The sequence below is a fragment of the Streptomyces spinoverrucosus genome (assembly GCF_015712165.1).
In the GTDB taxonomy this organism is placed as follows: Bacteria; Actinomycetota; Actinomycetes; order Streptomycetales; family Streptomycetaceae; genus Streptomyces; species Streptomyces spinoverrucosus_A.
The window spans coordinates 3,711,401-3,728,775 of sequence record NZ_JADPZX010000001.1; the positions used below are offsets into that span (position 1 = coordinate 3,711,401).

Here is a 17,375-nt window from a genome sequence, read left to right on the forward strand (position 1 = left end):
GAACGTGAGACGGCCTTTCCTGCGTGTCGCCCCCTCCCACTAGGGATGTCTTACCCGCTCGCACTGACAGTCCATGCCGCGCGCCCCCGCTCCCTCCGCTATGGGCGAACAACCTTGCGCCACCCCGCACCCCCACACGCCCCCCTTTTCGCCACTCTGTGCATCCGCAGTAACACCCAGCGTAACTCGAACGCTGTTCTGACGGTTGCGCTTGGCATGGTTGGCGCAATGCCCTTGGTCCCGCTCCCGCGGCGCCCCCTCGATGCGGGCGATCGGCTCAGGCGGTGGTACGAGCACGAACTGGGCTGGCCGACCGTGCCGGGCACCCCGCTCCACCTGGCGGTGGGTGTCCGCTTCGACGTCCTGGACGTACCGGTCGAGGCGGGCCTCGCGGGCCTGCGACACCTCGTCGCGGGCTCTCCGGTGGCCGTCCGCGGTGACCGGATGCGGCTTCTGGTGGCGCCGGGGAGCGCGGAGGAGCTGCCGGGGGTGCTGGAGTGGCTGGAGTGGGGCAGCTTGCCGCTGGATCTGCGGGGCATCGGTGGGGGTGGAGGAAGCGGGGTGATGGAGGCTCCCGTGCCGCCGGGGGGTGGTGCGGGCGGCTGGGCCGGGTGGGTCGACTGGGTCGGCGAGGGCTGTCCTGAGGAGCGCGTTGAGGGCGCCGCTGAGGGCTCTCTTGGCGAGGGCTCGCTTGGTGGGGCCTCTCTTGGCGAGGGCTCGCTTGCTCAGGGCTCACTTACTGAGGGCCTGCTTGCCGAGGACCTGCCTGCCGAGGGCCGACTTGAGGGCGCTGCTCAGGGCTCGCTCAGTGAGGGCTCTCTTCAGGGGGCCGCCGTTTGGCTGCGGCCCCCTGAGCCGGGGTGCGAGGTCGAGGCCTCGCTGCCGACGTTGTCGGCCATGGGGGGCGTTGGGGGCGCCCCCGATCTCGTACGGCTGGTGGACACGGTGGCGACTCACTGCCACCGAATCCGGCTGCGACGCGCGTGCGGTCAGGCGTTGGCCTTCTCGTAAGCCTCGCGAATGGTTGCGGGAACACGGCCACGGTCATTGACCTCGTAACCGTTCTCCTTCGCCCATGCACGGATCGCAGCGGTGTCCTGGCTGCCGCCGGCCGCGGCACGCGCCTTTCCACGCCCACCCGAAGCACGGCCACCGGTACGCCGACCGCCCTTCACATAGGGCTCAAGAAGGCTGCGCAACTTGTCCGCATTGGTGGTCGTGAGATCGATCTCGTACGTCTTACCGTCCAGCGCGAACGTCACCGTCTCGTCCGCCTCGCCGCCGTCGAGGTCGTCGACAAGAAGGACCTGAACCTTCTGTGCCACCGGATTTCCTTTCATCGATAACGTTGAGGGTCGGGGGTCTGCGGCGTCCGCCGTTTCGCCGCCCCCTGTTATATGCAGTACTGCAGTACGTCGGAAAGCAAACCGCTTTTGCTGGAAAAACACAAACCCCCGGGAGAGGCCGACCGACGGCCCCCGCCCGGAAACATGCGCGTTTCGGACATAGGGAACCTGGGCGGCGGGCTCGGGCTGAATACTCCGGGCATACCCCGGACATACCTCCCCCACATACCGTCGGCATACCCTTGGCGATCACAGATGCAGAAGCATCCGGCTGTTGCCCAAGGTGTTCGGTTTCACTCGTTCGAGACCCAGGAACTCGGCGACACCCTCGTCATAGGAACGCAGCAGCTCCGCGTAGACATCGGTGTCGACCGGCGTCTCACCGATCTCCACGAAGCCGTGCCTGCCGAAGAAGTCGACTTCGAAGGTCAGACAGAAAACGCGGCGAACACCCAGCCAGCGTGCGGTCTGCAGCAACTTCTCCAGCAACTGATGGCCGACGCCGGCGCCCTTGAGGCCGGGCTTCACGGCGAGAGTGCGGACTTCCGCGAGGTCTTCCCACATCACGTGCAGTGCGCCGCAGCCGAGGACCTCGGCGTTGTCGTCGCGTTCCGCCACCCAGAACTCCTGGATGTCCTCGTAAAGCGTCACCGTCGCTTTGTCGAGCAGGATGCCGTCGCGGACGTAGGCGTCAAGGAGTCGGCGGACGGCGGGGACATCGCTGGTCCGGGCCCGGCGGACGGTGATGGCTTTAGCGGTGACTTCGGGGTTCTCGGCGGAGGGGCTCTCTGCGGACATGAGCGGACGCTATCGCCCGGGGGCCTCCGGGGCGGGGCCGGGGTTCTCGGTTGGGGGGCCCGGGGGGTTCTCGGTCGGGGAGCCGGGAGGGTTCTCTGTGGGGTTCTCGGCGTGCGTATCGGGGCGGGTATTCGGGGCTTCGGGGGGTTCGGCTCGTTCGGCGCCCTTGACAGGTTCGGGGGGCTCGGGGGTTTCCGGGATGCCTACGATGCGCGCCGCGTCCCGTAGTGCCCGGCGCTGTTCCTCGCTCATCATGCCGAAGAAGGCGACGAGCGCGGCGGCGGCGTTGTCGCTCTGCGACCAGGCGTCCTTCATCAGGGCCGCGGCGTAGGCGGCGCGGGTGGAGACGGCCTCATATCGATAGGCCCGGCCTTCCGCCTCGCGGCGCACCCAGCCCTTCTGGTGGAGATTGTCCAAAACGGTCATCACCGTGGTGTAGGCGATGGACCGTTCCTGTTGAAGATCTTCCAGGACTTCTCGAACGGTCACCGGGCGGTTCCACTTCCACACCCGCGTCATGACCGCGTCTTCGAGTTCTCCCAATGGGCGAGGCACAGTTCAGCACAATAGTGGGAGATCTGGGTTATGGCGTGCCGGACGGCACTTTTCTTGGCAAACGGGGAGAAAAAGGGCGTACGACTCGAAGGTGGAGGTCGTACGCCGGTAGGGGGAGCGGAGACGCTGCGGGCGGGGCGCCTGGGCCTGTGGGCGCTTGGGCGTGTGTGTCAGGCGTCAGGGGTGGTCGCGGAGGGGCGGCGGGTGCCCTCCGCGCCGGCGAGGGCGGCGTCGACGGCCGCGTCCTCCTTGGCCTTGTTGGCGCCGCCCTGGGACTTCACGATCACCCGGATCACGCTGATGAAGAACACGGCCATGACGACCGGGGGGAGGAGCGCGGAGACGTAGTCCATGGGTCCAGGGTAGTGGCGGGGGGTTGGGGGGTTTGTTCGGGGCTGGTGTCAGACGGCCGCGAGTCGCTGGGAGGGGTTCGCGGGGGACTGGGGTGGTTTGCGGCGGGGGAAGACCTCGCCCGGGGTGGGGATGGGGCGGCGGGTGGGCTTCGGGGCGGCGGGTGCGGGGGTGGGAGTGGGAGTGGGAGTGGGAGTGGGGGACGGTTGGGCGGGTTTCTCGGCCGGCTTCTTCTCGGGCTTGCGGTCCGGTTTCTCGGCGGTGTTGGTGAGGCCGCCAGGAAGGGCGAGGAGGTGGGTGCGGGACGCCGGGACGAGGGGCGTGAGGGTTGCGGTGCCGGCGGGGGTGGTGGCGTTGCGGGCCAGGCGGGCGCGTACGTCCTGTTCGGCGAGGGTCTGGCAGCGGTCCAGGAGGGCGGCGGCGGTGGGGGTGCCGCGGAGGGCGCGGAGGGCGGCCAGGTCGTCGGGGGCGGGGCGGTAACCGGCGCGCAGCGCCTCGTCCAGGAGCGTGAGGTAGCCGGCCGCGGTGCCGGGGAGGGCGGCGCGGTAGCGGGCGAGGTCGGCCACGAGGAAGGCCCGCAGGCGGGCGCCCTCGCGCATCGCCTCGTCGAGCGACTCGGCCAGGCGGTGGCAGTCCTGGATGTCCTCGGCCGAGGCCTGGCCGGGGTGGAGGGCGAGGGCGAGAGCGCGGCGGAGCACACGCAGCTCCGCCACACCGAACGCCATGCCGCCGCGGGATCCGTATGGCGTGGGCATGGGGCGACGATACGCGCTAATCAGACAAACCAGGTGGTAGGGGGTGGGTGTGGCGTGGGGTGCCACTCGGGTGGGCGGGTGCCTGCCTGCGGCGCCTGCTCGGGTTCGGTGCGGGTGCGCGTAGCGCCTGACGCCGGGTGGTGGGGCGGGGGTGTGGCTACATGCGGGACACGTTGCGTTCGTACACCAGGCGTAGGCCGATCAGGGTCAGCCAGGGTTCGTGTTCGTCGATGACCGAGGATTCGCCGAGGACCATGGGGGCCAAGCCGCCCGTTGCGATCACCGTGACGTCGTCGGGGTCGGCGGCGAGTTCGCGGGACATGCGGTTGACGACCCCGTCGACCTGGCCTGCGAAGCCGTAGACGATGCCTGACTGCATGGCCTCGACGGTGTTCTTGCCGATCACGCTGCGGGGGCGGGCCACCTCGATCTTGCGGAGTTGGGCGCCCTTGACGCCGAGTGCCTCGACGGAGATCTCGATGCCGGGGGCGATGACGCCGCCGACGTACTCTCCGCGCGCGCTCACCGCGTCGAACGTCGTCGCCGTGCCGAAGTCGACGACGATCGCCGGGCCGCCGAAGAGCTCGACCGCCGCCACCGCGTTGATGATGCGGTCGGCGCCCACTTCCTTGGGGTTGTCGGTGAGGATCGGGACGCCCGTCTTGACGCCCGGTTCGACGAGGACGGCGGGGACGTCGCCGTAGTAGCGGCGGGTCACCTCGCGGAGTTCGTGGAGGACGGAGGGGACCGTCGCGCAGATCGCGATGCCGTCGATGCCGTCGCCCAGGTCGTCGCCGAGGAGGGGGTGCATGCCCATCAGGCCCTGGAGGAGCACCGCCAGCTCGTCCGCAGTGCGGCGGGCGTCCGTGGAGATGCGCCAGTGTTCGACGATGTCGTCGCCGTCGAAGAGGCCGAGGACGGTGTGGGTGTTGCCTACGTCGATCGTCAGCAGCATGGCCGGTTCCCGCTCCCTACTCCGTCGCTCGCAGATCCAGGCCGATGTCCAGGATCGCGGAGGAGTGCGTCAGGGCGCCCACGGCCAGGTAGTCGACGCCGGTGTCGGCGTATGCCTTCGCGTTGGCGAGGGTGAGACGGCCGGACGCTTCGAGGGCGGCGCGGCCGTGGACCAGGGCCACGGCTTCCTCGCATTCGCCCGGCGTGAAGTTGTCCAGCAGGATCAGGTCGGCGCCCGCGTCCACTGCCTCGCGGAGCTGGTGCAGGGTGTCGACCTCGACCTCGATCGGTACGTCCGGGAAGTTCTCGCGTACGGCCTTGAAGGCCTGGGTGACGCCGCCCGCGGCCACCACGTGGTTGTCCTTGACCAGGGCCGCGTCGGAGAGGGACATGCGGTGGTTGACGCCGCCGCCGCAGCGGACCGCGAACTTTTCGAGAGAGCGCAGGCCGGGGGTCGTTTTGCGGGTGTCCCGGACTTTGGCGTTCGTGCCTTCCAGGGCGTCCGCCCACGCGCGGGTGGCCGTTGCGATGCCCGAGAGGCGGCAGAGGAGGTTCAGTGCGCTGCGTTCGGCGGTGAGGAGGTCTCGGGTGCGGGTGGTGATGGAGAGGAGTTTCTGGTCCGGCGTTACTCGGTCGCCGTCTTCCACGTGTCGTTCGACTTCGAACTCGTCCTCGCAGACGATCGACATGATGGCTTCGGCGACCCTGAGGCCCGCCACGACGCCCGCGTCGCGGGCCACGAAGTCGGCCGTCGCCACCGCGTCCTCGGGGATGGTCGCGACCGTCGTCACATCCACGCCGCCCGCCAGGTCCTCTTGGATGGCCACGTTGGCGATGTCCTCGACCTCCACGGGGTCGAGTCCGGCCTCGGCCAGGAGCTGGGCGAGTGCGGGGTCGAGGCCGCATTCCAGGTATTCCTCGTCGGCGCCGCAGGCGCAGCCGTCACCGCAGCCGTCGGAGGGGACGAGGGGAAGGTCGGGGGTGCTCACTGCTGTCACTGCTCCTGGGGACGGTGCGCCGGGTGGTGCTGCCGGGTTGGGGGGAAGTCTGCGGTATCGGTGGTGCGCACGGCGAGTGTGCGGTCCGGATTCAGCCGTACGACGATGTGGCGGTGCCATGCGGCGTCGTCGCGGTCGGGGTGGTCCTCGCGCCAGTGGCAGCCGCGGGTCTCTTCGCGGAGTTGCGCTGCGGCGACCAGGACGCGGGCCACACAGAGGAGGTTCGTGGTCTCCCAGGTGTCGACGCCCGGCTCGGCCGTCTTGCCGTTCTCGTGCAGGGCGTCGCGGGCGTCGGCGTGCAGGCGGTGGAGTTGTTCGGCGGCCTTGGTGAGGGAGTCGGCGGAGCGCAGGACTCCGGCGCCCTCGGTCATGATCCGCTGGATGGTGAAGCGGTCCTCGGGGGCGAGCAGGGGATGCGCGGGCTGGTCGGGCTGCGGGATCGGGGAGGGCACGCGCGCGTGGAGGCCGTTTCGGCGGTGGGCCACGGCGATGTCGTGGGCGATGCGCTCGGCGTAGACCAGGCCTTCGAGGAGGCTGTTGGAGGCGAGCCGGTTCGCGCCGTGCACTCCGGTGCAGGCGACCTCACCGCACGCGTACAGGCCGGGGACCGTCGTACGGCCGTGGGAGTCCGTGCGGACGCCTCCGGAGGCGTAGTGGGCCGCCGGGGCGATCGGGATCGGTTCGTGGACCGGGTCGATGCCGTGGGCGCGGCAGGCGGCGAGGATCGTGGGGAAGCGGTGCTCCCACATGTCGGCGCCGAAGTGCCGGGCGTCGAGGAACATGTGCTCGGCGTCCTGCTCCTGCATACGCCGCATGATGCCCTTGGCGACGATGTCCCGGGGGGCGAGTTCGGCGAGCTCGTGCTGTCCGACCATGAAGCGCACGCCGTCGGCGTCCACCAGGTGGGCGCCCTCACCTCGAACGGCCTCGGAGACCAGGGGCTGCTGGCCCTCCGCGTCCGGGCCGAGGAACAGCACCGTGGGGTGGAACTGGACGAACTCCAGGTCGCTGACCTCCGCGCCCGCGCGCAGGGCGAGGGCCACGCCGTCGCCCGTCGATACGGACGGGTTCGTCGTCGCCGAGAAGACCTGGCCCATGCCGCCGGTCGCGAGGACCACGGCGGGGGCGTGGACCGCTCCTACGCCGTCGTGCTGGCCCTCCCCCATGACGTGCAGGCTGACGCCCGCCGTGCGGCCGTCGGCGTCCGTGAGGAGGTCGAGGACGAGGGCGTTCTCGATCGTGCGCAGGCCACGCGCGCGTACGGCCTCGACGAGCGCGCGGGAGATCTCCGCGCCGGTCGCGTCGCCGCCGGCGTGGGCGATCCGGCGGCGGTGGTGGCCGCCCTCGCGGGTGAGCGCCAGTTCGCCCTCGGTGGACTCGTCGAAGTGGGCGCCGGTCTCGATCAGGCGGCGTACGGCGTCGGGGCCCTCCGTGACGAGGATCCGTACCGCCTCCACTTCGCACAGCCCGGCCCCGGCGACCAGGGTGTCGTCCAGGTGCTGTTCGGGGCTGTCGCCCTCGCCCAGGGCCGCGGCGATGCCGCCCTGCGCCCAGCGGGTGGAGCCGTCGTCCAGGCGCGCCTTGGTCACGACGACCGTGCGCATGCCGGCGGCCTCGCAGCGCAGCGCGGCGGTGAGACCGGCGACGCCGGAGCCGACGACCACGACGTCCGCGGCGATGGACCAGCCCGGGGCGGGGGCGTGCAGTCGTATGCCTGTGCTGGTCACGAGGCGGCTCCGAAGGTGAGGGGGATGTTGTCGATCAGCCGGGTCGTGCCGACCTTGGCGGCGACCGCGAGGACGGCCTCTCCCGTGAAGTCGTCGTCGATCTCCGTGAAGTCGTCGGGGTCCACCAGGGCCAGGTAGTCCAGCACCAGGGGCGGGTCCAGGCGGGCGGCCTCGTCGAGGACCAGGCGGGCGGCGGCGCGTACGGCGGACGGGCCGCCGGGGACCGCCTTGGCGACCGCGTGCGCGTCGGCGGCGGCGCGGGACTCGCCGATGGCGCTCAGTGCCTCGGCACGCGCGCGCGTGGACGGCACCTCGCGGGCCCGCGCGCGCAACGCCTCCTGCGCCGCGTGCCGGTCGCGGCCCGCGAACAGCGCGCGGGACAGCGCCAGCGCCGTGCGCCGCTCCTGGGGCGAGAGGTAGCGGTTGCGGCTGGACAGGGCAAGGCCGTCGTCCTCCCGCACGGTCGGTACGCCGACGATCTCCATGCCGAAGTTCAGGTCCCGCACCATGCGGCGGATCATGGCGAGCTGCTGGGCGTCCTTCTGCCCGAAGAACGCCACGTCGGGGCGGGTGAGGTGGAGCAGCTTGGCGACGACCGTGAGCACGCCGTCGAAGTGACCGGGGCGGGAGGCGCCCTCCAGGCGCTCCCCCATGGGGCCCGCGCTGATGCGCACCTGGGGCTCGCCGCCCGGGTAGACCTCGTCCACGGCGGGGGCGAACACCACGTCCGCGCCGGCCTGCTCGGCGATCTTGAGGTCGGCCTCCAGAGTGCGCGGGTAGCGGTCGAGGTCCTCGCCCTTGCCGAACTGCAGCGGGTTGACGAAGACCGTGACGACGACGAAGCCGTCCCGGCCGACGTGCCCGCGCGCGGTGCGGACGAGGGTGGCGTGGCCGTCGTGCAGGGCGCCCATCGTCATCACCACGGCGGTGCGACCGGGTACGGCGTGGTGTTCGCGCACGTACGTCAGGTCGGCCAGGGTGGGGACGAGCTCGAAGCTCCGGCGGCTCATCGGTCTCCCCCGTTCTCGGGCAGGGTCGTGTCGGCGGCGAGTACCCCGAGCAGGTCCTCGGCGAGTTCCGGCTTCAGCAGCCCGTGGGCCAGCGCCCGGTCGGCGGTCGCGCGCGCCATCGCCAGATAGCCGGCGACGGCCTGCGGGGCATGCCGACGCAGCTCCGTGACGTGCGCGGCGACCGTACCGGCGTCCCCGCGCGCGACGGGGCCGGTCAGGGCAGCGTCGCCGGAGCGCAGGGCGTTGTCGAGGGCGGCGCCGAGCAGCGGTCCGAGCATCCGGTCGGGGGCCGCGACGCCGGCCGTGCGCAGCAGCTCCATGGACTGGGCGACCAGCGTCACCAGGTGGTTGGCGCCCAGGGCGAGCGCCGCGTGGTAGAGCGGGCGGTTCTCCTCGGCGATCCACTCGGGCTCGCCGCCCATCTCGATGACGAGCGCCTCGGCGGCCAGCCGCAGTTCCTCGGGGGCGGTGACCCCGAAGGAGCACCCTGCGAGGCGCTGGACGTCCACGGGTGTCCCGGTGAACGTCATCGCGGGGTGCAGCGCCAGCGGCAGCCCGCCGGCGCGCAGAGCGGGCTCCAGGACGTTCGCGCCGTACCGTCCGGAGGTGTGCACCAGCAGCTGCCCCGGCCGTACCGCCCCGGTGGTGGCGAGGCCCTCCACGAGGCCGGGCAGGGTGTCGTCCGGGACGGTCAGCAGGACCAGGTCGGCGCGCTGGAACACCTCTGCGGGCGGGACGACCGGCACGTCGGGCAGCAGCAGCGCGGCCCGCTTCCGGGAGGCGTCGGAGACCGCGGAGACGGCCACCGGGCGGTGCCCGGCGAGCTGGAGTGAGGCGGCGAGGGCGGGGCCCACACGACCGGCGCCGACGACGCCGACGGTGAGCCGCGCGGGGCGGTCCCTGGGGTCTGGCTGTTGGCTTGTACTCACGCGACGGTGGCCTTCCCGTTCCAGTCCGCTCGGGGTACCGGACGATTTCTCGTCATGTTAACGCGATTGGTTCGAGGGGCGTTCGGTTGTCCACAGGCCGTGGGTTTGTCCACAGGCTGTGGGTTGGGAAATCCGGTACGCGCGCGGGAGGGGGCCCGGCATGATCCAGGCATGGCTGAGACGCTGGGACAGGACTCGCGGGAACCGGTGGTGTCGGTCGAGGCGGTGTCGGTCGAAGAGCAGCGCAAGCGGCGCCACGAGCGGCGCAAGGCAGCGCATCGGGGCGCGCGGCGAGTGCTCGCGCGGCCCGGCGCGCTGGCGACGATGCGGGAGCGGCTGGCGCGGTTGGAGACCGCCGAGGAGCTGTACGACCTGGACGAGCCGGCGGACCTGTACGGCAACGGCATCGTGGAGGCCCTGGAGGCGAAGGTCGCCGGGCTGCTCGGCACCGAGGCCGCCGCGTTCTTTCCGACCGGCACGATGGCCCAGCAGGTCGCCCTGCGCTGCTGGGCGGGCCGCACCGGCGACCCGACCGTCGCCCTGCACCCGCTCGCCCACCCCGAAGTGCACGAACGCCACGCGCTCACGCAGGTCAGCGGCCTTCGCCCGGTCCGCCTGAGCAGTGCGCCGCGGCTGCCGACCGCCGCCGAGATCCGGGACTTCGAGGAGCCGTTCGGTGCGCTGATGCTGGAACTGCCCCTCAGGGACGCCGGTTTCGTCCTGCCCTCCTGGGAGGAGCTCACCGAGGTGGTGGAGGCGGCGCGGGAGCGCGACGCGGTGGTGCACTTCGACGGCGCGCGCCTGTGGGAGACCACCGTCCATTTCGGCCGTCCCCTGCACGAGATCGCCGGCCTCGCGGACAGCGTGTACGTGTCGTTCTACAAGTCCCTCGACGGCTTCGGCGGCGCCGCGCTCGCCGGTCCGCGAACGCTGGTGGAGGAGGCGAAGACCTGGCGGCACCGGTACGGCGGTCAGGTGTTCCAGCAGTTCCCGACCGTGCTGTCGGCACTGGCGGGGCTGGAGCGGGAGCTGCCCCGGCTCCCCGACTACGTACGGCACGCGCGCGTGGTGGCCGCCGCGCTGCGCGAGGGGTTCGCCGCGGCCGGCGTGCCCTGGGCGCGCGTCCATCCCGAGAAGCCGCACACCAACGAGTTCCAGGTCTGGCTGCCGTACGAGGCCGATGTCGTCGCCGAGGCGGCGGTCCGGCAGGCGGAGGAAACGGGGACCCTGCTCTTCGGCCGCCCTTGGGACGCCCCGGGCCCGGGCCTCGCCGTCACGGAGATCGACGTACGGGCCGCGGGCCTGGAGTGGACGGCGGACGAGGTGAAGGCGGCGGTCGCGGAGTTCGTGTCGCTGCTGCCGTAAAGGTCGTTGCCGTAAAGGTCAGTGCCGTAGAGGCCGGTGCCGTAAAGGTCAGTGCCGTAAAGGCCGGTGCCGTTAAGGCCGGATGGCGTCAGCTCGTGGCCCGTCGCCCCGGATGGAGCCACCGGCCCAGGGACTGCCGTAGCCGCCCATGGGCCGGGCGGCCGGCGAGCACCGCGCGGAACTCCCGCTGGTCGCGCCACTCGCGCGCGACCTGCCAGTCGTGGGCGCCGGGGGCGGGCGGGACGGGTTCGCCGAGGCGCTGGGCGCGGTAGGCGTCGAGGAGGTACTGCTGGGTGATGCTCATGGCGGTTCGCCTCTTCGGAAGTTGGTGCAAACAGGTGTCGGAATCCGGAAGGCTCCGCGGCTGCCCCGGTGACCCCAGGCTGCGCCGCCCCGGCGGCCGGCGTCGCGTGGATTGACGCCCGGCGTCAATCGAGGGCCGCGTTGTCAGTGGCGGGGTGCACCATGACGTCATGACCGTGAGCATCGACATCGCGGGGCTGCCGCCGGAGAGGGTCGCCGTCGTGCCCTCGCCCCTCGCCGAGCTCGGCATGGCGTTGCACGCGCTGTCCGAGCCGGGGCACCATCCCGGCCTGCAGGGCTGGGTGACCAGCGTGACCGCCCGCCTCGACTCACATCTGGCCGACCGGATGTGCGAGGCCGACTTCCTGTGGCGGACGACGTTCTCGGACCTGTTCATGCCGTTCGCGGGCCTCCCGGGTCGCTCCACCCTGCCCGGGGCGACGCTCGCCGAGGACATGGACCTGCTGGACAAGCTGTCGGACGAGCAGTTCGCGGACGCGGCGCTGGAGTTCACCTGCACGCCCGACTACGACCTGCCGGGCAGCAGCGTCCTCGCCGACGCCGGCCTGCGCCGCCGCGCCCTCGACCTCGCGGCGTCGCGCGGACCGAGCCAGGTGCGGTTCACCGAGCGGCTGCTCGGCGATCCGCCACGCGTGCGTGCCTGGCTGCGGCAGTTCCTCCAGGAGTGCGACGAGGCGTTCTTCAACGACGTCTGGGCCAGGGTGCGCCACCCGCTCGCCGCGGACGCCCGGCACAAGACGGAACTCCTGCGGCACAAGGGCCTCGGCGAGGCACTGGCCTCCGTGTCCTCGGCCGTGGCACTGGCCGGGGACGGCTCCCGGATCATCGTCGACAAGCTGGGCGACGGGCGTACGACGACCGCTGACGGCGGGCTGCTGCTGGTACCGACGAGCCTCGGCTGGCCGCACCTCCAGGTGCTGCACCGGTACGGCTGGCAGCCGGTCCTGCACTACCCGGTGAGCTCCCCGGAGTTGGCCTCGCCACCGTCGCTCGAGCAGCTCACCCTGCGGATGACCGCCCTGTCCCACCCCCTGCGAATGCGCATCTGCCGCCATCTGGCCCGCACCGCGTTCACCACCAGCGAGCTCGCCACGGCGTACGGCGTGACCGCGCCGGAGATATCCCGGCAACTGAGCGTGCTGAAGAAGGCGGGCCTGGTCACCACGCGCCGCCGCGGGCGGTACGTCCTGCACCAGCTGGACGTGACGGTGGTGGCCCGCCTGGGCAGCGACTTCCTGGAGGGGATCCTGCGCTGAGCGGAGTCGTCAGTCGAACCGGATGTGCCTGATCCCCACCCGGGCCTGCCGCAGCCGCGTCCGCAGCGCCCCCTCGTTGTTCGGCCGCAGGGTCAGCCCGGCGAGCACGGCGATCCGGTCCGCCGTCTTCGGCACCGTCGAGTGGTCGGTCCACAGGTGCTCGGCGAACTCCGGCTCGCGCAGCCGCTCCAGACAGTGGTCCAGCTGCTGCACCGCCCAACTCTCCCTGCGCGGCCCGGCGTTCTTCCCACCGATCCCACCGACGTACTGAAGGAGGTGTCCAAGGCTCCGCTCCCGCAGCCGTTTCAGGACGGTGTCGCGTTCCGCGAGGAGGGTGAAGTGGCGTACGTCGTGGCCGAGTTCGCGAAGCCGCCCGACGGTCTCCGCGAAGTAGCCGGAGTCGGTGACCGTCATCGGCGCGATGACGGGGCCGTCGTGCCGGGTGAGGGCGAGGTCGAGGACCTCGACGACGCCCTGCCGCCAGGAGACCAGGTCCTGGAAGTCTCCCCGCAGCCGGGGCGGGAGCATGCGGCGCAGACCGAAGCCCGCGTGTTCCGGGTCGCAGATGACGCTGCCGGGCAGCCGGCGCTGTATCTCGTGTGCGGTCTGTGTCTTGCCGCCCCCGAAGGGGCCGTTGATCCACAGGAGCATGCGCAGACCCTACCGACGGCCGAGCGGGTCGGTCAGCCGTGTCCCCCGGCCCGCACGAGCCCCGTCTCATATGCCAGGACCACCACCTGCACCCGGTCCCGCAGTCCGAGCTTGGTCAGGATGCGGCCCACGTGCGTCTTCACGGTCGCCTCGGACAGCACCAGCCGGGCCGCGATCTCCCCGTTGGACAGCCCCTGGGCGACCAGCACCATGACCTCACGCTCCCGCTCGGTGAGCCGCTCCAGCTCCTTGTGCTGCGGTTCCTTGCCGGCACTGGGCAGCATCGGCGCGAACCGGTCGAGCAGGCGCCGGGTCGTCGAGGGGGCGACGACGGCGTCGCCGCTGTGCACGGAACGGATGGCCGCGAGGAGCTCGCCGGGCGGCACGTCCTTGAGCATGAAGCCGGAGGCGCCCGCCTTGAGCGCGGAGAAGGCGTACTCGTCGAGGTCGAAGGTGGTCAGGATCAGCACCTTCGGCGGGTTGGGGTCCGCGCAGATCCGGCGGGTGGCCTCCACGCCGTCCAGCTTCGGCATACGGACGTCCATGAGCACCACGTCGACCTCGGTCGAGCGCACCACCTGCAGGGCCTCGACGCCGTCACCCGCCTCGGCCACGACCTCCATGTCCGGTTGCGCGGCGAGCACCATCCGGAACCCGGTGCGCAGCAGCACCTGGTCGTCGACGAGCATCACGCGGATCGTCATCGGGGCCTCTTCCTGTCCGTCTCGAAGACGGTTTTCCATCTCGAAGGTCGTTTGTGCGAAGTTTTTCGGGGGCGTGACAGGTGTCAACAGGGGGCGTGCGTATGCGTCAGTGCGCTGGTTTGAGCGGTAGCAGAGCACTGATCCGGAATCCTCCGCCGGGGCGGGGCCCCGCGTCCAGGGTGCCGCCGACCATGCCGACCCGCTCGCGCATACCGATCAGGCCGTGCCCCTGCCCGTCGAGGCCGCCCTCCTCGTACAGCTCGTGCGGGGCGCCCTTGCCGTCGTCCTCGACGAGCAGGCCGAGACCGTCGTCGAAGTAGACCAGGCGCACACTCGCGCCCGCGTTGGGCCCGCCGTGCTTGCGGGTGTTGGTGAGCGCCTCCTGCACGATGCGGTACGCGGTGAGCTCGACGCCGCTGGGCAGCGGGCGCGGCGTGCCCTCGACCTTGAAGTCGACGGGCAGTCCGGAGGTCCGGCACTGCTCGACCAGGTCCTCGATCTGCCCGACGTCGGGCTGCGGGACGTACTCCCCGCTCTCCTGGGGCTCGCCGGTGCGCAGTACGCCGAGCAGGCGGCGCATCTCGGCGAGGGCCTGACGGCCGGTGGAGGAGATGGTCTCCAGGGCCTTCTTGGCCTGGTCGGGCGCGGAGTCGAGAACGTAGGCGGCGCCGTCGGCCTGCACCACCATGACGGACACGTTGTGCGCGACGACATCGTGCAGCTCGCGCGCGATACGGGCGCGTTCGGCGGCGACCGCGACCTTGGACTGCGCCTCGCGCTCCTTCTCGAGCCGGGCGGCACGCTCCTCCAGCTGCGCGAAGTAGGCGCGGCGGGTGCGGATGGAGTCGCCGAGCACCCAGGCGAGGGCGAACGGCACCGTCTGGAAGATCGCCAGCGCGATGTTGCCCGCGACGCTCGTCTGGAACTCCGGCCAGCGGATCTGCGCCATCGGCGCCGCGCACAGGCCGCCGACCAGCGCGAACCGGGAGGCCCAGCGCGCCCCGACCGCGGCCACGGTGTAGACGATCACCAGCATCGCGAAGTCGGCGGGCATCGGCGCCACGTCGAGCGCCAGCTGCGCCACCCCCACCACGGCCGCCAGGACCAGCATCTTCTCCGGCATCCGCCGGCGCAGCGTCAGCGCCACGCACAGCAGGACCGTGACCGGCACCACGAGAGCCGGGAGATCGGTCCCGGTGCTCTCCTGGGTGACCACCCCGCCGACCACCGAGATCCCGAACAGAACGAGGGCCCAGCAGCCGTCCACCCATGTCGGGTGTCGGCGGAGGAAGTCGTAGAGGCGCTGCACGTAACCCAGCGTAGGGAAGCGTGATGCGTGCGGGAGTCAACCGGAGGGCCGATCCGGATGCGATACGTGTACTCCGCAAGGTGGAGGCCCCGTTCTCCTGTGCGCCTAGCCTTGCCGTGTGACGACGGGTGCGACGAGCGAGACGGCGGACGACGGGTGGCGCGACGGGCGCGACCTGCGGGGCCGGCGGGGCCGGCGGGACTGGCGGGGCTGGCGCGCGGCCATGGAGGCGGCGCTGTACGGCCCCGGCGGCTTCTATCGCAGGCCCGAGGGTCCCGCCGGGCACTTCCGTACGTCCGTGCACGCGTCGCCGCTGTTCGCCGAGGCGGTGGCGCGGCTGCTGCGCCGGGTCGACGAGGCGCTGGGCCACCCGGAATCCCTCGACTTCGTCGACATGGCGGCGGGGCGGGGCGAACTGGTCACCGGTGTGCTCGCCGCGCTGCCCGCCGACCTGGCCGCCCGCACGCGCGCGTACGCCGTCGAGATCGCCGACCGCCCGGCCGGCCTCGATCACCGCATCGAGTGGCTCGCCGAGTGCCCCAAGGGCGTCACGGGGCTGCTGTTCGCCAACGAGTGGCTGGACAACGTGCCCGTGGAGGTCGCCGAGGCGGACCCCTCAGGGGTGTGGCGGCTGGTGCTCGTACGGGAGGACGGGACCGAGCGGCTCGGGGAGCCGGTGTCCGGGGCGGCGGCCGAGTGGCTCGCGCGGTGGTGGCCGGGGCCGGACGAGGAAGGCCTGCGCGCGGAGATCGGGCTGCCCAGGGACACGGCGTGGGCGTCGGTCGTCGCGCGCGTCGAGCGGGGGCTGGCGGTCGCCGTGGACTACGCGCACACGGCGGACGCGCGGCCGCCCTTCGGGACGCTCACCGGCTTCCGGGAGGGGGGGGAGACAGCGCCCGTGCCGGACGGCTCGTGCGACCTCACGGCGCACGTCGCGCTGGACGCGTGCGCGCTGCCCGGGGGGCGCACACTGACCCAACGCCACGCCCTGCACGCCTTGGGGGTCGCGGGCGCACGCCCCCCGCTCACGCTGGCCACCACCGACCCCGCGGCCTACGTACGCGCCCTCGCGAGCGCCGGGGAGGCCGCCGAGCTGACGGCGCCGGGCGGGCTGGGGGACTTCGGGTGGCTGGTGCAGCCGGTTGGAATTCCGGACTTGCTGACCGGCTGACCCCCGCCTGAACGCCCCTACTTGTCGATGTCCCCCACCACGAAGAACATCGACCCCAGAATCGCCACCATGTCCGCCACCAGCGTCCCCGGCAGCAGCTCGGTCAGCGCCTGGATGTTGTTGTACGAGGCGGAGCGCAGCTTCAGCCGGTACGGCGTCTTGTCGCCCTTGCTGACGAGGTAGTAGCCGTTGATCCCGAGCGGATTCTCGGTCCACGCGTACGTGTGCCCCTCGGGCGCCTTCAGCACCTTGGGGAGCCGCTGGTTGATCGGCCCCGGCGGCAGCTCGGCGATCCGGTCCAGACAGGCGTCGGCGAGGTCGAGCGCGTTGTGCGTCTGATCCAGCAGGCACTCGAACCGGGCGAGACAGTCGCCCTCGGTGCGCGTGACGACCTTGAGGGTGTCCTGCAGCTCCCCGTAGGCCAGATACGGCTCGTCGCGGCGCAGGTCGAAGTCGACGCCCGAGGCGCGCGCGATCGGCCCGCTCACGCCGTACGCGTGCACGGTCGCCGGCGCGAGGTATCCCACGCCCCGCGTGCGCCCCCGGAAGATCTCGTTGCCGAGGACCAGGTCGTCGAACCGGTCCATGCGCGAGCGCACCCCCGAGACGGCGGCACGCGCGCGTGCGGTCCAGCCGGCCGGCAGGTCCTCCTTGAGGCCGCCGACGCGGTTGAACATGTAGTGCATCCGCCCGCCGGACACCTCCTCCATGACGTTCTGGAGGACCTCGCGCTCCCGGAACGCGTAGAAGACCGGCGTGATGCCACCCAGCTCCAGCGGGTACGAGCCGAGGAACATCAGGTGGTTCAGCATCCGGTTGAGCTCCGCGAGCAGCGTGCGCGTCCACACCGCGCGCTCGGGCACCTCCATGCCGAGCATGCGCTCCACGCCGAGGACGACGCCCAGCTCGTTGGAGAAGGCGGACAGCCAGTCGTGACGGTTGGCGAGCATGATGATCTGGCGGTAGTCGCGCGCCTCGAACAGCTTCTCCGCGCCGCGGTGCATATAGCCGATCACCGGCTCCGCGCGCGTGATGCGCTCCCCGTCCAGGAGCAGCCGCAGGCGCAGCACGCCGTGTGTGGACGGGTGCTGAGGGCCGATGTTGAGCACCATGTCGGTGCTCTCCGCGGCGCCGCCGATTCCGACCGTGGTCTCCGTCGTAGGAGTCATGGA

19 protein-coding genes are annotated in these 17,375 nt (G+C 71.7%); 4 read left to right on the top strand and 15 right to left on the bottom strand.

Annotated elements, in window-relative coordinates; translation table 11 throughout:
* The first annotated feature begins 228 nt into the window (after window positions 1-228).
* The gene (locus I2W78_RS16630; protein ID WP_230885476.1) at window positions 229-1,011 is read left to right on the top strand and encodes an SCO3374 family protein; all 783 of its coding nucleotides are present in this window, start codon (window positions 229-231) and stop codon (window positions 1,009-1,011) included.
* Here the strand turns inward: I2W78_RS16630 and I2W78_RS16635 are convergent.
* The 10 genes from I2W78_RS16635 to I2W78_RS16680 all read right to left on the bottom strand — a co-directional run bounded on the left by I2W78_RS16635 (window position 990) and on the right by I2W78_RS16680 (window position 9,423).
* A complete protein-coding gene (locus tag I2W78_RS16635; RefSeq protein WP_196460759.1) occupies window positions 990-1,325 on the bottom strand; it encodes a histone-like nucleoid-structuring protein Lsr2 in 336 nt (111 codons plus the stop codon). The genes I2W78_RS16630 and I2W78_RS16635 overlap by 22 nt on opposite strands.
* A gap of 270 nt (window positions 1,326-1,595) precedes the next feature.
* A complete protein-coding gene (locus I2W78_RS16640; RefSeq protein ID WP_196460761.1) occupies window positions 1,596-2,144 on the bottom strand; it encodes an amino-acid N-acetyltransferase in 549 nt (182 codons plus the stop codon).
* Window positions 2,145-2,153: 9 nt separating this feature from the next.
* Window positions 2,154-2,663, bottom strand: a complete 510-nt coding sequence (locus I2W78_RS16645) for a BlaI/MecI/CopY family transcriptional regulator (RefSeq protein ID WP_230886278.1) — start codon at window positions 2,661-2,663, stop codon at window positions 2,154-2,156.
* Between the two features lie 206 nt (window positions 2,664-2,869).
* On the bottom strand, window positions 2,870-3,052 hold the full coding sequence (locus tag I2W78_RS16650; RefSeq protein ID WP_196460765.1) for a hypothetical protein: 183 nt from the start codon (window positions 3,050-3,052) through the stop codon (window positions 2,870-2,872).
* 48 nt (window positions 3,053-3,100) lie between these two features.
* Window positions 3,101-3,775 (bottom strand): hypothetical protein, encoded by a 675-nt coding sequence (locus I2W78_RS16655; protein ID WP_196464589.1) that lies wholly within the window; start codon window positions 3,773-3,775, stop codon window positions 3,101-3,103.
* Between the two features lie 187 nt (window positions 3,776-3,962).
* On the bottom strand, window positions 3,963-4,760 hold the full coding sequence (locus tag I2W78_RS16660; RefSeq protein ID WP_196460767.1) for a type III pantothenate kinase: 798 nt from the start codon (window positions 4,758-4,760) through the stop codon (window positions 3,963-3,965).
* 16 nt (window positions 4,761-4,776) lie between these two features.
* Window positions 4,777-5,748, bottom strand: a complete 972-nt coding sequence (gene nadC / locus I2W78_RS16665; RefSeq protein ID WP_196460769.1) for a carboxylating nicotinate-nucleotide diphosphorylase — start codon at window positions 5,746-5,748, stop codon at window positions 4,777-4,779.
* A gap of 5 nt (window positions 5,749-5,753) precedes the next feature.
* On the bottom strand, window positions 5,754-7,484 hold the full coding sequence (locus I2W78_RS16670) for an L-aspartate oxidase (RefSeq protein ID WP_196460771.1): 1,731 nt from the start codon (window positions 7,482-7,484) through the stop codon (window positions 5,754-5,756).
* Complete coding sequence (gene panC / locus I2W78_RS16675) at window positions 7,481-8,494, bottom strand: pantoate--beta-alanine ligase (RefSeq protein ID WP_196460773.1); 1,014 nt, start codon at window positions 8,492-8,494, stop codon at window positions 7,481-7,483. The genes I2W78_RS16670 and panC overlap by 4 nt, the downstream gene beginning before the upstream one ends.
* Window positions 8,491-9,423: a Rossmann-like and DUF2520 domain-containing protein gene (locus I2W78_RS16680; RefSeq protein WP_196460775.1), complete on the bottom strand. Its 933-nt coding sequence runs from the start codon at window positions 9,421-9,423 to the stop codon at window positions 8,491-8,493. The genes panC and I2W78_RS16680 overlap by 4 nt, the downstream gene beginning before the upstream one ends.
* Before the next feature lie 171 nt (window positions 9,424-9,594).
* On the opposite strand from I2W78_RS16680, the gene I2W78_RS16685 reads away from it, so the two are divergent.
* A complete protein-coding gene (locus I2W78_RS16685; RefSeq protein WP_196460777.1) occupies window positions 9,595-10,788 on the top strand; it encodes a threonine aldolase family protein in 1,194 nt (397 codons plus the stop codon).
* Window positions 10,789-10,876: 88 nt separating this feature from the next.
* On the opposite strand, the gene I2W78_RS16690 is transcribed toward I2W78_RS16685, so the two are convergent.
* Window positions 10,877-11,092: a hypothetical protein gene (locus I2W78_RS16690; protein ID WP_196460779.1), complete on the bottom strand. Its 216-nt coding sequence runs from the start codon at window positions 11,090-11,092 to the stop codon at window positions 10,877-10,879.
* Between the two features lie 169 nt (window positions 11,093-11,261).
* Here I2W78_RS16690 and I2W78_RS16695 point away from each other — a divergent pair, with 169 nt between their 5' ends.
* Complete coding sequence (locus I2W78_RS16695; protein ID WP_196460781.1) at window positions 11,262-12,368, top strand: DUF5937 family protein; 1,107 nt, start codon at window positions 11,262-11,264, stop codon at window positions 12,366-12,368.
* A gap of 9 nt (window positions 12,369-12,377) precedes the next feature.
* On the opposite strand, the gene I2W78_RS16700 is transcribed toward I2W78_RS16695, so the two are convergent.
* The 3 genes from I2W78_RS16700 to I2W78_RS16710 all read right to left on the bottom strand — a co-directional run bounded on the left by I2W78_RS16700 (window position 12,378) and on the right by I2W78_RS16710 (window position 15,032).
* Window positions 12,378-13,019 (bottom strand): AAA family ATPase, encoded by a 642-nt coding sequence (locus I2W78_RS16700; protein ID WP_196460782.1) that lies wholly within the window; start codon window positions 13,017-13,019, stop codon window positions 12,378-12,380.
* Between the two features lie 32 nt (window positions 13,020-13,051).
* Window positions 13,052-13,723, bottom strand: a complete 672-nt coding sequence (locus tag I2W78_RS16705; protein WP_196460784.1) for a response regulator — start codon at window positions 13,721-13,723, stop codon at window positions 13,052-13,054.
* 106 nt (window positions 13,724-13,829) lie between these two features.
* The gene (locus tag I2W78_RS16710) at window positions 13,830-15,032 is read right to left on the bottom strand and encodes a sensor histidine kinase (protein ID WP_196460786.1); all 1,203 of its coding nucleotides are present in this window, start codon (window positions 15,030-15,032) and stop codon (window positions 13,830-13,832) included.
* 223 nt (window positions 15,033-15,255) lie between these two features.
* Between I2W78_RS16710 and I2W78_RS16715 the strand changes: the two genes are divergently transcribed.
* Window positions 15,256-16,203: an SAM-dependent methyltransferase gene (locus I2W78_RS16715; RefSeq protein ID WP_196464590.1), complete on the top strand. Its 948-nt coding sequence runs from the start codon at window positions 15,256-15,258 to the stop codon at window positions 16,201-16,203.
* 17 nt (window positions 16,204-16,220) lie between these two features.
* On the opposite strand, the gene I2W78_RS16720 is transcribed toward I2W78_RS16715, so the two are convergent.
* Complete coding sequence (locus I2W78_RS16720) at window positions 16,221-17,372, bottom strand: NADH-quinone oxidoreductase subunit D (protein ID WP_196460788.1); 1,152 nt, start codon at window positions 17,370-17,372, stop codon at window positions 16,221-16,223.
* Window positions 17,373-17,375: the final 3 nt, after the last annotated feature.